We start from the raw sequence: 14,154 nt of genomic DNA, 5'->3' as shown, positions 1-14,154 counted from the left end.
ACGGTCGGGGTGGACGGAGGAGTTCCGGGGGGAAACGGGCGGGGTTCGCTCGTTCGTGCGAGGAACGGCATGTTCCGGGGGCGGGCCCTAATAGGGAGGGAGGGCGGGAGGGGGCGATCGTAGGGTGGCGGCATGACCGGTACGGGGGAGCAGCAGGTGGGGGCGGGGCGGGACGGGCCCCTGTGGTGGGGGCGGCGGCGGAGTGCCGTGCTGGACGTCGGGCTCGGCGTCGTGTCCGCGCTGGAGTGCGGGCTGGAGGGGGTGGCCTTCGCGGGGGAGGCGGGGCTGCCGGTTCCGGTGGGGGTGGTGTTCGGGCTGCTGGTGGGCGCGACGCTGGTGCTGCGCCGGCGGTGGCCGGTGGCGGTGGTGCTGGTGGCCGTGGCGACCACGCCGGCGGCGATGGGGTTCCTGCTGGCGGTGGTCGGGCTGTACACGCTGGCCGCGTCGGAGGTGCCGCGCCGGATCACGGGTCTGCTGGCGTCGATGTCGCTGGTGGCGACGTTCGTGGTGACGTACGTGCGCATGCGGGGCGAGGTGGAGGCGGACCGGTGGTACGTCCCGGTCGTCTCGCTGTTCATGGCGGTGGCGCTGACCGCGCCGCCGGTGCTGCTCGGCCTGTACGTGGGGGCGCGGCGGCGGCTGATGGAGAGCCTGCACGAGCGCGCGGACTCGTTGGAGCGGGAGCTGTCGCTGCTCGCGGAGCGGGCGGAGGAGCGGGCGGAGTGGGCGCGCCGGGAGGAGCGGACCCGGATCGCGCGGGAGATGCACGACGTGGTGGCGCACCGGGTGTCGTTGATGGTGGTGCACGCGGCGGCGCTGCAGGCGGTGGTGGGGAAGGACCCGGAGACGGCGGTGCGGAACGCGGCGCTGGTGGGGGACATGGGTCGGCAGGCGCTGACGGAGCTGCGGGAGATGCTCGGGGTGCTGCGGTCGACGGAGTCGGTGGCGCGGTCGGCCGCGGCGCCGTCCCCGGTGCCGGTGGTGGCGGCCGTGCCGGTCGCGGTGGTCGGGCCGGTGGGGGAGGAGGGGCCGTCGCTGGGTGCCCTGGAGGCGCTGGTGGGGCAGTCGCGGGCGGCGGGGATGGTGGTGGAGCTGGAGGTGCACGGGTCGGTGCGGTCGTATCCGCCGGAGGTGGAGCAGACGGCGTACCGGGTGGTGCAGGAGGCGCTGACCAACTGCCACAAGCACGCGTCGGGGGCGCGGGTGCGGGTGCGGTTGGCGCACCGGGAGCAGGAGGTGGCGATGCAGGTGGAGAACGGTCCGTCGGACGCCGCCGTGGCGGACGCGGGCCTGCCGAGTGGCGGGAACGGCCTGGTGGGGATGCGCGAGCGGGTGCAGGGCCTGGGCGGGGTGTTCGTGTCGGGGCCGACGGAGGCGGGCGGCTTCCGGGTGTCGGCGGTGCTGCCGGGTGCGGGGGTCGGCGGGGCGCCGTAGGGCGGTCTCGGGTGCGGGTCGGCGGGGCGCCGGGTCAGCCCGTGGTGAGGCGGGTCGGCTGCAGGCCGGTGAGGAGGGTGGTGAGGGCCTCGTCGATGCCGGCGCCGAGGTACCAGTCGCCGGTGTGGTCGATGGAGTAGACGCGGCCTTCGGCGTCGAGGGCGAGGTGGGCGTGGCCGTCGCCCTCGACGCCGAGGGGGGCGACGGTGGTGCCGAGGGCGCGCCCGAGGTCGGCGAAGGTGCGGGCGAGGTGGAGCCCGGTGAGCGGGTCGAGGGTGAGGGCGGCGGGGGCTATCTGGCGGCCGGGGGCGGGGGTGCTGACGCGCAGGCCGCCGAATTCGGCCCAGGCTTCGACGGCGGCGGGGAAGACGGTGTGCCGGTGGCCGGCGGGGGTGGTGTGGTCGCGGAGGGCGTCGGCCCAGTACTCGGCCTGCTTGATGTCCCAGCGTCCGGGGGCCCAGCCGGCGGCGCGCAGTGCGGAGTCGACGGTGACCGGGAAGCGGGTCGCCGAGGACCGGTCGTAGGAGGCGGAGGCGGCCATCGGGCGGTCAGCCCTTCTCGTTGTCTGCGGGGGCGGTGAGGTCGACGGGTCGTACGCCGAAGTGGGTGAGGAGGGCGTCGCAGGAGCGGCAGGGGGGTGCGTAGGTGCCGTGCAGCGGGTCGCCGTCCTCGCGGATGCGGCGGGCGGTGAGGCGGGCCTGCTTGAGGGAGCGGCGGGCCTCGCCGTGCGTGAGGGGCTTGCGGGAGGCGCGCCGGCTGCGGCCGGCCTCGACGGCGGCGAGGTGGCGGGAGAGGAGCAGGGCCTCGGGACATCGGCCGGTGTGGCGGTCGCGCTGGCCGGTGGTGAGGGTGTCGAGGAAGTCCTGGACGAGGGGGTGGAGGGCGGGTGCCCGGTCGCCCTTGGCGGCGGTGGAGGTGAGGGTCTCGCCGCGGACGGACAGGGCGGCGGCGACGGTGGGGAGGATGCCGTCGCGGCGGTGGAGGAGGAGGGGCGGCCGCAGGCCGTTGTCGCTGCTCCAGTTGCGGCGGGGGTCGCCGGTGCCGTTCGCGGTGGGCGCCGTGTCGTCGGCGTCGGCGTCGGCGCCGCCGGTGGTGCCACCTGTGGCGCCGCGGGCGTCCTGTGCTGCGCGTAGTACTCGTGTGACCGTCTGCATGGTGCTCGTCGTCCCTCCCCGTGGCCGCGGCGTCGGCCGCTGTCGCGCACGCCCCCGTGCTGCGGGGACAGCCTGCCAAATGTCCGGCGTCATGCGGAAGCTGGGTCGAATATTCGTATCAATTCGGATTATCCCGGCGGCGGGCGGGTCCGGTGGTGCTAGGGGTGCGGTCCGGGGGGCGGACGGGAGCCTTCCGCGGAGCGTACGGGGAGGGTGGCGCTCTTGCCGTACGGCTTAGGCTGTGCGGAACCACGCCAGATCCAGCAGGGGGCTACCGCCATGACGACAGGTCGGCTCGGGCAGCATGCCGCGCCACCCAACGCCGCGTACGCCGGTCAGGTCGTGCACTTCCCGGACCCGGTCCGGCGTGCCCGCCATCCTGAGGGCGTGCGGATGGACGGGGAGGGTCGCCCCGACTTCTCGCCGTACGCGCGCGCGGCCGTGGAGATCGCCGATCCGCCGGAGGGTTTCGGCGTCGACGAACTGCGGCTGACGGACTACGTGTCGGCGAACGCCGCGCAGCACGCCGCGGGCCACGAACTGTGGGGCACGCTGCCGGCGGTGGCGACGCCGCACGGTTGGACCTGGCACCACAAGGCCGGTACGCGCCGGTTGGAGCTGGTGCCGGTGGACGTGAAGGTGCTGCTGCGCCACCACGCCGGTCTGGCGAGCGCCGTGGTGGACCAGGACAAGCGCGGGACGCGGCCGCTGCAGGAGGTGCGTCCGGTGCACCTGGACCTGCCGAAGTCGGTGGTCTCGGTGTCGGAGCAGCAGGTCCTGGGGGTCGAGGAGGACCTGGGCTACCGGTTGCCGGAGGCGTACCGGACCTTCTTGAAGGCGGCGGGCGGGTGTGCGCCGGTGGGCGTGGGTCTGGATCCGGAGCTGGGTCTGCTGGTGGACCAGCCGTTCTTCACGGTGCGTGAGGAGGCGGCGGTCAACGACCTGGTGTACGTCAACAAGTGCCTGCGGGACCACCTGACGAAGGACTACCTGGGCGTGGGTTTCGCGCAGGGCGGTCTGATCGCGGTGAAGGTGCGGGGCTCGGAGACGGGTTCGGTGTGGTTCTGCCCGTACGACGACGCGCGCGACCAGGACGGCCTGTCGGTGCAGGAGCGGGTGGAGCGGCTGCTGCTGCCGTGCGGTGCGGACTTCGACGCGTTCCTGGAGCGGCTGGCGGGCAACCCGCCGGAGTTGGAGAACGTGGCGGGTCTGATGGTGGACGGCGGCTTCGCGCGTGTTGTCCCGGTGGAAGGGTGAGGACGCGGCGATGGTGACGTTCGCGCAGGCGCAGGAGCGCGCGGAGGAGTGGGTCAACGGTGACGTGCCCGCGTACCAGCACCGGGAGGTGCGGGTGCGGGAGTTCGGGCTCGGCTTCGTGGTGTGGGCGGAGGACCGTCCGGGGGTGAACTCGGGCGGTGGCCGGCAGCGGCTGGTGATCGCGCGCGACAGCGGCGAGGTGACGCTGTGGCCGGGGCTGCCGGTGGGTGAGGTGATCCGCCGGTACGAGGAGCAGTACGGGTCGGTGCCGGCGCCGGCGGCCGAGGTGTCGGTGCCGCCGCAGCGGATCGACTCGGAGGCGACGTCGTTCATGCTGACGCCGCCGGAGTGGCTGGAGGAGGCGGGGACGCCGGCTTCCGGGACCGCGCCCGCTGCCGGTCCGGTGGGCGGTCCGGTGGGCGGGTCGGTGCCCGAGCCGGTCGCCGCGGCGACCGCGGATCCGTACGCGGACCTGGGTCGGTCCGACCGGGGTTACGCCGACCAGGGCTTCGGCGACCAGGGTTCCGTCGACCCGGGTCACGCCGGCCGGGGCCCGGACGTGCCGGGGGCGGAGCCGGGTGCGGCCGCGTCCGGTCCGGTGGCCGGCGGGTCGGGTGCCTCGGGCGCTCCGCGTGCCGGCGGGTCGCTGCGGCTGTCGTCCTCGGGTTCCGCCGGGTCGGGTCCGGCCGTGCCGCCGGTGCCGTCCGGCCCTCCGGCGGGTGCTCCGTCGGGCGCGTCCGACGGGGACGGGCTGCCGGGGACCGTGGTGCTGGGTGCGGTGGACGCCCCCGACGCCCCCGCCTCCGCCCCGCAGGGCGGCGCCGGGGTGCCGGGGCCGACGGCCGACGGCGGGATTCCGGCCGGGGCCACGCCGTGGGCGGGCACCGACACCAACTCCGGTTCGGACGACGCGTCCGTACCGCTGCCCAAGACCGTGTTCGCGCCCCCGCTGTCGGGTTCGGACCTGGACGACGCCCCGGGCCGGCGGGTCGAGCCCGAGGCCAAGACCGCGCTCATGGCGGGCGGCAGTCAGCTGCCCAGGACGACGGTGGCGCCGGTGATCGGTGCCGGGTCGCGTCCGGAGGAGAGCGCCGGGGCGGCCGCGGACCGGGCGCCGGTGACCCCGCCCGTGACCCCGGCCGGGCCGCCGGCGCCGTCCGGTGGCGACGCGCACTACGCGGCGACGATGCTGGCGGGCCCCGGTGTGGTCCCGCCGCCGGGTCCGCCCGCGCCGCCCGGTCCGCCGACGCCTCCGGGTCCGCCCGGTCCGCCGGCCGGACCCGGTGGGGACGCGCACCACGCGGCGACGATGCTGGCCGGCCCCGGTGTCGTACCGCCGCCCGGTCCGCCGGCGCCCCCCGGCCCGCCCGGTCCCCCCGCGCCTCCCGGCCCGCCCGGTGCGCCCGGTGGTGACGCCCACCATGCGGCGACGATGCTGGCCGGCCCCGGTGTGGTCCCGCCGCCCGGTCCGCCGACGCCTCCCGGTCCGCCCGGTGCGCCCGGCGGCCCCGGTGGGGACGCGCACCACGCGGCCACCATGCTGGCGACCCCCGGTGTGATCCCGCAGCCGCCCGCCCCGGTGCCCGGCGCGCCCGTGCCGCCGCCCGGCGGTCCGGTGCAGGCCGGCGGTCCGGTGCCCGGTGGTCCGGTGCCGCCCGCGCCGCAGCCCGGTGTGCCGGTGGTGGGCCCCGGCTACCAGGCCGTACTGCGCTACCGCGCGCCCGACGGCTCCGAGCAGCAGATCATCCGGCGTTCGGCGCCCGGCACCCCGCACCCGGAGTGGCAGATCCTGCACGAGCTGCGGGCCATGAACGTGCCCCCGCAGCAGGTGCTGGAGCTCCACACCGAGCTGGAGTCCTGCGAGCTGCCCGGCGGCTACTGCGCCCGGATGATCCGGGAGACGTGGCCGCAGGTGCGGATCACGAGCGTGGCGCCGTACGGCCAGGACCACGCGGGCCGGCAGGCCGGCATGCGGCACCTGCTCACGCACCAGGGCGAGCTGCACCAGGTCGCGGACGGTCCGGCGCGCCCGGCCCCGCAGCGCGTGCCGCTGCCGGGCGGGATCCAGACGCAGCCGGCGATCCCGATCGAGGCGATCGGGCAGGAGCTGGCGGCGGCGTTCGGCCCGCAGGGCGTGTTCCGGTACGACCAGCGGGCCGTGTCCCGCCAGGGCGTGCCCGAGATCGTGGCGCAGACGCTGGTGTGGGCCGGTCTGCCGGTGGACTTCGGACCGTTCTTCTGGGCACAGGCCGTGCCGGGGCAGCCCGTGCCGACGCTGGCGGAGCTGGCGGCGCAGCGCGGCGTCCAGCCGGCTCCGGACGCGGCCTCGTACCTGGTGGTCGGCAGCGACTTCGGCAAGGCGCTGTGCGTGCAGTACGGGACGGCGAACATCGTGGCCGTGCCCGTCGAGGCCGGTCCGGGCGGCACGGCGGTGCCGCCGCAGTTCGTGAACTCCTCGCTGCCGCAGTTCGCGCGGTCGATGGCGATGCTGGGCAGCATGTGGCGGCTGCGGATGCACCTGACGCCCGAGCAGGCGGGGCGCTGGACGGTCGACTTCCAGGCGCAGCTGGCGGCCCTGGACGGGGCGGCGCTGGCGTCGCCGGAGAGCTGGTGGTCGGTGCTGCTGGAGCAGATGTGGGACGGCTTGCTGTAGGCGGCGGGGCCGCTCCGGCGGTCCGCCCGCCGTGCTCGCTCCGGGCCGCCGACCGGCCGATCGGCTGAACGCCCGGCCCGGACGGGTGGACGACGGTCGGGTCGGGTCCTTCGGGACCCGGCCCGGCCGTCGTCGTTTTTCGGGCGCGGGTGGCGTGTTGCGGCACGGCGAATTCCGGCTTCTGCTCTCAAATGACGCATCCTTGACCGGGAGAGGCGGCGGAGCGTCGCGCGATCAGCGGATCTCCGCACGACACGTTCCAGCCGTTCGCGCCGTGCGGGCTGGACGAGGCGCACGACCCGGCCGAGAGGGGCTTCCAGATGAGCGCAGCCGTGCCACCGCAGGGGTTCGCGACCGTACGCGGTCGCGGCTACCGCCCCGACCGGGTCGACCGGTACCTCGCGCAGCTCGGTGCGAGCCGGGACGAGGCCTGGGAGCGGGCGGCGCGGCTGACGGTGCTCGCGCGGCAGATGGAGGAGGAGGCCGAGCGGCTGCGGGAGGCGGTGGCGCGGCTGGCCCCGCAGACGTACGAGGACCTCGGCGAGCGGGCGCGGCGGATCCTGGCGCTGGCGGAGGAGGAGGCCGAGGCGGTACGGGCGGCCGGCCGTGCGGACGCGGCGGACGAGCGGGCCGACGCGGAGGCGTACGCGCGGCGGGTGGCGGACCTGGCTCGCGAGGACGCGGTGGCGGTGCGCGACCAGACGGAGGTGCGGGCCCGGCAGGGACTGCTGCGGGCGCAGGGGGAGGCGGACGAACTGCGGGGCGCGGCGCGGGCGGACGCGGAGGCGTGGCGCGCGGAGGCGACGGCCGCCCTGGTGGACATGCGGCGGCGGGCGGACGCGCTGCTTTCGGAGCAGGAGGGTGAGCACGCCGAGCGTCGGGACGCGGCGGAGCGCGAGCTGGCGGGCCGGACGGCGGAGCTGGACGTGCGGGAGGCCGAGCTGGCCCAGTACGCCCAAGGGCGGCTCGCGGAGGCGCGGCGGGCGTACGCGGCGGCGGAGGAGACGGCCCGGCACGGGCAGGAGGACGCCGAGGCGCGCGGCGCGGAGCTGTTGGCCGCGGCGCGGGTGCGGGCGGAGCGGGTGGGGCGGGAGACGGAGCGGGTGCTGCGCGAGCACGCGGAGGCCCGTGAGGAGGTGCAGGCGCACATGGACCACGTCCGCAGCAGCCTCGCCGCCCTCACGGGCCGTGCCCCCGCCGAGGGCTGACGGCGCTTCCGGTCCCGCAGCGGGTGCGGCCCGTCCGCACCTGTTTTTTGCGGGCCGTTCCCGGTGCGGGCCGGTGCCCCGCGGGGCCGGTCCCTCGTCCTACGGCCGGTAGGCGAAGGGTTCGCTGCGCAGACCCGTCGGGGTGGTGACGGTGACCGTCGTGGGTGCCGCGACGCGGGGGGCGGGGACGAAGAGGCGGCCCCGTACGAGACGGGCCTCCACGGGGGCGGCGTCGCCGATGGTGACCCGGGTGTGCTCGGGGAAGGAGCCGCCCTCGATGACGAGGCCGGGCTGCCCGGCGGCGTCCCCGCCGGACTCCTGGTACGAGACGCCCGTGACCACCGGGTTGGGGCGCGGGGTGGTCTTGTTGGCGAGGTACGCCCCGGCCGGCGCCGCGGTGAGCACCCATATCTCCCCGGGAAGCTTCGGCAGTCCGGGCGCGACGTCCATCGCGAAGAGCACCACCACGTACAGCATCGCGACGCCGTTGAAGAGGACGTACTGCAGGTCCATGAGGTCGGTGCGGCCGGAGTCGCTGCTGACGGCCTCGCGGAACCGGGCGGCGCCCGGGTTGGGCATCTTGGTCATGGTGCCGCTCTTGAGGCGTCCGCCGACCACGGCCTTGGCCAGGAGCAGGGCCGCGAACGGCCCGCCGAGCAGCTCCAGGTAGGTGGGGCTGAGGGCGGCGAGGGGGCCGGCCTTCCCGTCGGGCGGGGTGAAGTAGGCCAGACCCTTGCCCGTGGCCACCGCGTACGCGAGGAGGACCAGCAGCATCCAGACCAGCACCACGGTCCAGGCGAGCGCCAGGATCAGGGACGTGGAGATGCGCCCGTCCTTGCCCGTGACGACCCCGGGCCGCTTCCCTATGACCAGTGCGGTGCCGAGCAGGCCCAGCAGCCCGACGCCCGTGATGACCGCTTCCATGTCGTCCCCCGATGCTCCGTCAGTCCCCGTCTCCCGGCGGCCGGTTCGCTCCCCCGTCCCGGATGCCGGTCCCGGTCCTCGGTCCGGGCTCCCCCATTCTCCGTCCCCCGCACGGCCGTTCGCCGAACCCCCGACGGGCCCTCACAGAACCCTGACGGCATCCCCTACCCGTCCCGGTGCTCCGGTAGGACGGGGAAGCGGCGCGGGGCCACCAGGAGCAGGACCAGCAGGGCCAGGACGGCCGCCACGGCGGCGCCGAGGTGGACGTACGTCACGGCGCTCGCGACGGCGTCCCGCAGGTAGGCCGCGGCCCGCTCGGGCAGCGTGCCGGGGCTCGCGAGGGCCCGGGCGACGCCGTCGAGGTGCGCGGGCAGGCCGGGGACGGGGGCGTCGGCGAGCCGGGCGGCGATGGTGGCGTTGGCCACGGCGCCGAAGAGCGCGGCGCCCACGCTCTGGCCGACCTGGCGGCAGAAGAGGACCGACGCGGTCGTGGTGCCGCGCTCCGCCCAGCCGACGGTGGCCTGGACGCCGACGACCAGGGGCAGCTGGAACAGCCCGAGGGCCGCACCGAGCAGCAGCATGATCAGGGCCGGCTGCCAGGGCCGGGCGTGCTCGGGCAGGAACGGGAACGCGCACAGGATCAGGGCGGCCAGCCCGATGCCGAGGGCGGCGGTGTTGCGGAAGCCGATGCGCCGGTACACGTGCTGGCTGCAGGCGGCGCTGATGGGCCAGCTGAGGGTCATCACGGACATCACGAGGCCGGCGGACACCGGGTCGAGCCCGAGGACCGACTGCGCGTAGGTGGGCACGAAGACGACCGGGGCGACCATCAGGAGCCCGAGGGCGCCCATGGCGAGGTTGACGGCGGCGATGGTGCGGCGGCGCCACACCCAGCCGGGCAGGATCGGTTCCTCGGCCCGCCGTTCGACGAGCACGACGACCACGGCGAGCACGGCGCTGCCGCCCAGCAGTGCCAGGGAGGGGGTCGACAGCCAGGGCCAGGCGACCCCGCCCTGGACGAGGGCGGTCAGCAGCAGGCCGCCGCAGGCGAACACCGCGAGGGCGCCGGGCCAGTCGATCCGCGGGCGGCGTCCGCCCGCACCCGGTGCCGGGGCGGCGGCGCCGGCCGCACGTCCGGGTTCGGTGAGCCGGTGGGCGACGAGCCAGAGGGCGAGCCCGCCGATGGGGGCGTTGATGAGGAAGATCCAGCGCCAGTCGGTGGAGGCGGCGAGCAGTCCTCCGACGGCCGGGCCGGCCACGGCGGAGACGGCCCACACGGTGGAGAGCCGGGCCTGGATGCGGGGCCGTTCGCGCAACGGGTAGAGGTCGCCGGCGAGGGTCTGGACGGTGCCCTGGATGGCGCCGCCGCCCAGGCCCTGGACGACGCGGAACGCGATGAGGGCGGCCATGTTCCAGGCGGCGGCGCACAGGAGGGAGCCGACCAGGAACAGGCTGATGCCGAAGAGGAGGACGGGCTTGCGTCCCAAGGTGTCGGAGAGCTTGCCGTAGACGGGGAGGCTGACGGTGACCGCGAGCAGGTAGCCGGAGAAGAGCCAGGAGAAGACGGCGAAGCCGCCCAGGTCGCCGACGATCTGGGGGACCGCCGTCGAGACGATGGTGCTGTCGAGGGCGGCGAGCGCCATGCCGAGCATGAGCGCGGCCGCGACGCCCTTGGGCCGGGCGGCCGCCCCGTCCGCCGCGCCCGTGTCGGCGCTCGCGCCGGTGGTCGTGCCCGCGGTCGTCCCGTGCGCGGTCCGTTCCTCGTACTCCCCTGTGTCCACCGGGCCCCCTCGCAAGGTCGCTTCACTGTGCACCTATTTCCGCGAAACACCTTCTCACCGCGGCCCGCCCCGGCGGTATCCCCGAGACCCGGTCGTCCGCAGGGTGGACAACCCCTAGGGGGAGGTCCGTAGGAGGGGCGAGGGAAGGGTCGTCCCGGCGGAGGAGGTGGCCGGGCCCACGAGGTCCTTAACTGGTTCCTACGAGGGTTCGCGCCACCAGGGGGGTGGGGCCAGCCCCCGTACCGATACGCCGACCGGCACCAGCGCGCGCACGGGGCGGCAGGACAGAGACTCGTGACCGGAAGAAGCCCGGTGGGTCCGAGGCAGACAGTGCGACAGAGGAGAAGAACCGTGACATCGGCTGTGACCATTCCCCGGCACGGGGGTACGGACGGAAGGTCTGCCGTGGCGGCGCGGGCTCGGCAGGTCGTCAAGGCGTACGGCGCGGGCGAGACCCGCGTCGTCGCCCTCGACCACGTCGACGTGGACATCGCGCGCGGCCAGTTCACCGCCATCATGGGCCCGTCCGGCTCGGGCAAGTCCACGTTGATGCACTGCCTGGCCGGCCTGGACACCGTGACCGGGGGCAAGATCTACCTGGACGAGACCGAGATCACCGGCCTGAAGGACAAGAAGCTCACGCAGCTCCGCCGGGACCGGATCGGCTTCATCTTCCAGGCGTTCAACCTGCTCCCCACGCTCAACGCGCTCGAGAACATCACGCTCCCCATGGACATCGCCGGCCGCAAGCCGAACCGGGAGTGGCTGGACCGGGTCGTGGAGACCGTCGGCCTCGCCGGGCGCCTCAAGCACCGTCCCACCCAGCTCTCCGGCGGCCAGCAGCAGCGCGTGGCGGTGGCCCGGGCGCTCGCCGCCCGCCCCGAGATCATCTTCGGGGACGAGCCCACCGGAAACCTCGACTCCCGGGCCGGCGCCGAGGTCCTCGGCTTCCTGCGCCGCTCGGTCGACGAACTCGGCCAGACCATCGTCATGGTCACCCACGACCCGGTCGCCGCCTCCTACGCGGACCGGGTGCTCTACCTGGCCGACGGCCGGATCGTGGACGAGATGCACGCGCCCACCGCCGAACAGGTGCTGGACCGGATGAAGGACTTCGACGCCCGGGGGCGGACGTCGTGACCGTCCTCAAGACCTCGCTGCGCAGCTTCCTCGCCCACAAGGGCCGCATGGCCCTGTCGGGCATCGCGGTACTGCTGTCCGTCGCCTTCGTCTGTGGAACGCTGGTCTTCACGGACACGATGAACGCCACGTTCGACAAGCTGTTCGCGACCACGGCCGCGGACGTGACCGTCTCCGCCAAGGCCGCCGCCGGCGACGAGGAGAGCATGCGCCGCGGCCGCCCCGACACGATCCCCGGCGCGGTCGTCGCCAAGGCCGCCGCGGCCCCCGGGGCCAAGTCGGCCGAGGGCAGCGTCGTGTCGCTGGCCGTCACCGTCGTCGACGCCCGCAACGAGAACCTGGGCTCCAGCACCGGCGCCCCCACCATCGCCGCCAGCTGGAACGACCAGGAGCTGCGCTCGATGGAGGTCAGCTCCGGGCACGCCCCGCGCGGCCCCACCGAGGTGATGGTCGACGCCGACACCGCCGACAAGCACCACCTCGCGCTCGGTGACGAGATCCGCACGATCGCCGTCACCGGTGACTTCCGCGCCCGGATCTCCGGCATCGCCACCTTCAAGGTGACCAACCCCGGCGCCACCCTCGTCTACCTCGACACCGCCACCGCCCAGCGCGAACTGCTCGGCGGCCCCGACCGGTTCACCAACGTCAACGTCACCGCCAAGGACGGCGTCACCGACGAGCAGCTCAAGCGGGACGTCGACCGGGCGCTGGGCGCCGGGAGCTACAAGCTCCAGACCGCCGCCGAGGCCGCCGACGCCGGCCGCAAGGACGTCGGCTCGTTCCTCGACGTCATGAAGTACGTGATGCTCGGCTTCGCCGGCATCGCCTTCCTCGTCGGCATCTTCCTGATCTTCAACACGTTCTCGATGCTGGTCGCCCAGCGCACCCGCGAGATCGGCCTGATGCGCGCCATCGGCGCCGGCCGCGACCAGGTCAACCGCTCCGTGCTCGTCGAGGCCCTGCTGCTCGGCGTGTTCGGCTCGGTCCTGGGCGTCGGCGCGGGTGTCGGCCTGGCCGTCGTCCTGATGAAGCTCATGGGCCAGATGGGCATGAACCTGTCCACCGACGACCTCACGGTCCTGTGGACCACCCCGGTCATCGGCCTGGCCCTCGGCGTGGTCGTCACGGTCCTCGCCGCCTACCTGCCCGCCCGCCGGGCCGGCAAGGTCTCCCCGATGGCCGCCCTGCGCGACGCCGGCACCCCCGGCGACCGCAAGGCCGGCTGGGTGCGCGGTCTGATCGGCCTGGTCCTCACCGGCGCCGGCGGCGCGGCCCTGTTCGCCGCCGCGGCCGCCGACGAGGCGGCCCAGGGCTCCCTCTGGCTCGGCCTGGGCGTGGTGCTCAGCCTCATCGGGTTCATCGTCATCGGCCCGCTGCTGGCCGGCGTCGTCGTCAAGGCGGTGTCGAGCGTGGTCCTCAAGCCCTTCGGTTCCGTCGGCCGGCTCGCCGAGCGCAACGCGCTGCGCAACCCGCGCCGTACCGGAGCCACCGCCGCCGCCCTGATGATCGGCCTGGCGCTGGTGGCCTGCCTGTCGGTGGTCGGCTCCTCCATGGTGGCCTCCGCCACCGACGAGCTCGACCGCTCGGTGGGCGCGGACTTCATCATCCAGTCGCCCGCCGGCCAGCCGCTCATGCCGCAGACCGAGAAGGCCGTACGGGCCACCAAGGGCCTCGACCACGTCACCGCCTACCGCGGCCTCGAAGCGACCGTCACCACCCCGCGCGGACACACGGCCGAGGAAGAGCTCAGCGTCACCGACCCGACGTACCCGCAGGACGTCCGCCGCAAGATGACCGCGGGCGCCCACCAGGACGCCTACGGCCCCGGCGCGATGTCGGTCGGCTCGGACTACGCCACCCAGTACGGGATCAAGGCCGGCGACACCCTCAAGGTCGCCTTCAAGGACGGCCGGACCACCTCGCTGAGGGTCGCCGCCATCACCACCGACGAGGGCAACCTCGACAAGGGCGTCATGTACGTCAGCACCGCGACCGCCGAGGCGAACGTCCCGGCCGACCGGCTGCCCCGCCCCTTCATGCTGCTGGCCAAGGCGCAGGACGGGCAGGCGGACGCGGCGTACACCGCGCTCAAGCACGAACTGGCCGCGTACCCGCAGTACAAGGTGCTCGACCAGACCGACTACAAGCAGACCCTCAAGGACCAGGTGGGCCAGCTGCTCAACATGGTCTACGGCCTGCTCGCCCTCGCGATCATCGTCGCGGTGCTCGGTGTGGTGAACACCCTGGCCCTGTCGGTGGTCGAGCGGACCCGCGAGATCGGCCTGATGCGCGCCATCGGCCTCTCCCGCCGCCAGCTGCGCCGCATGATCCGGCTGGAGTCGGTGGTCATCGCCCTCTTCGGCGCGCTGCTGGGCCTCGGGCTCGGCATGGGCTGGGGCGCGGCCGCGCAGAAGCTGCTGGCGCTGGAGGGCCTGCAGGTCCTGGAGATCCCGTGGCCGACGATCCTCACGGTCTTCGTGGGCTCGGCGTTCGTGGGCCTGTTCGCCGCCCTGGTGCCGGCCTTCCGGGCCGGTCGGATGAACGTGCTGAACGCCATCGCGAGCGAGTGACGGGCCCTCTGTGAGGGCGGGGACGGGCGG

10 protein-coding genes are annotated in these 14,154 nt (G+C 74.8%); 6 read left to right on the top strand and 4 right to left on the bottom strand.

Annotated elements, in window-relative coordinates; translation table 11 throughout:
• Positions 1-132: 132 nt before the first annotated feature.
• On the top strand, positions 133-1,434 hold the full coding sequence (locus tag ACIQCH_RS08385; protein WP_402579280.1) for a sensor histidine kinase: 1,302 nt from the start codon (positions 133-135) through the stop codon (positions 1,432-1,434).
• 34 nt (positions 1,435-1,468) lie between these two features.
• On the opposite strand, the gene ACIQCH_RS08380 is transcribed toward ACIQCH_RS08385, so the two are convergent.
• Positions 1,469-1,975 (bottom strand): SUKH-3 domain-containing protein, encoded by a 507-nt coding sequence (locus ACIQCH_RS08380; protein WP_402579278.1) that lies wholly within the window; start codon positions 1,973-1,975, stop codon positions 1,469-1,471.
• Positions 1,976-1,982: 7 nt separating this feature from the next.
• Complete coding sequence (locus tag ACIQCH_RS08375; RefSeq protein ID WP_402579276.1) at positions 1,983-2,588, bottom strand: YwqJ-related putative deaminase; 606 nt, start codon at positions 2,586-2,588, stop codon at positions 1,983-1,985.
• Between the two features lie 279 nt (positions 2,589-2,867).
• Here ACIQCH_RS08375 and ACIQCH_RS08370 point away from each other — a divergent pair, with 279 nt between their 5' ends.
• From ACIQCH_RS08370 to ACIQCH_RS08360, 3 genes are all read left to right on the top strand, one after another.
• Positions 2,868-3,845 (top strand): SMI1/KNR4 family protein, encoded by a 978-nt coding sequence (locus ACIQCH_RS08370; RefSeq protein WP_402579274.1) that lies wholly within the window; start codon positions 2,868-2,870, stop codon positions 3,843-3,845.
• A gap of 10 nt (positions 3,846-3,855) precedes the next feature.
• Positions 3,856-6,498 (top strand): SUKH-4 family immunity protein, encoded by a 2,643-nt coding sequence (locus ACIQCH_RS08365; RefSeq protein ID WP_402579272.1) that lies wholly within the window; start codon positions 3,856-3,858, stop codon positions 6,496-6,498.
• A 320-nt stretch (positions 6,499-6,818) separates the two neighbouring features.
• Positions 6,819-7,706, top strand: coding sequence for a cellulose-binding protein (locus ACIQCH_RS08360; RefSeq protein ID WP_402579270.1), 888 nt, complete (start codon positions 6,819-6,821; stop codon positions 7,704-7,706).
• Positions 7,707-7,805: 99 nt separating this feature from the next.
• Here ACIQCH_RS08360 and ACIQCH_RS08355 read toward each other — a convergent pair whose 3' ends face one another.
• Positions 7,806-8,630 (bottom strand): hypothetical protein, encoded by an 825-nt coding sequence (locus ACIQCH_RS08355; protein WP_402579268.1) that lies wholly within the window; start codon positions 8,628-8,630, stop codon positions 7,806-7,808.
• Positions 8,631-8,794: 164 nt separating this feature from the next.
• Positions 8,795-10,282 carry an MFS transporter gene (locus tag ACIQCH_RS08350; protein ID WP_402579520.1) on the bottom strand — a complete coding sequence of 496 codons (1,488 nt, stop codon included), beginning with the start codon at positions 10,280-10,282 and terminating at the stop codon, positions 8,795-8,797.
• A gap of 480 nt (positions 10,283-10,762) precedes the next feature.
• On the opposite strand from ACIQCH_RS08350, the gene ACIQCH_RS08345 reads away from it, so the two are divergent.
• Both ACIQCH_RS08345 and ACIQCH_RS08340 read left to right on the top strand, forming a co-directional pair.
• Entirely contained in the window at positions 10,763-11,551 is a 789-nt protein-coding gene (locus ACIQCH_RS08345) for an ABC transporter ATP-binding protein (RefSeq protein WP_402579266.1), read from the top strand.
• Entirely contained in the window at positions 11,548-14,124 is a 2,577-nt protein-coding gene (locus ACIQCH_RS08340) for an ABC transporter permease (RefSeq protein ID WP_402579264.1), read from the top strand. Before ACIQCH_RS08345 ends, ACIQCH_RS08340 begins: the two co-directional genes overlap by 4 nt.
• Positions 14,125-14,154 lie beyond the last annotated feature (30 nt).

Origin of the sequence: Streptomyces sp. NPDC093225, assembly GCF_044753805.1 — a bacterium.
Lineage (GTDB): Bacteria > Actinomycetota > Actinomycetes > Streptomycetales > Streptomycetaceae > Streptomyces.
This window is presented reverse-complemented; position numbering and strand designations above follow the sequence as displayed.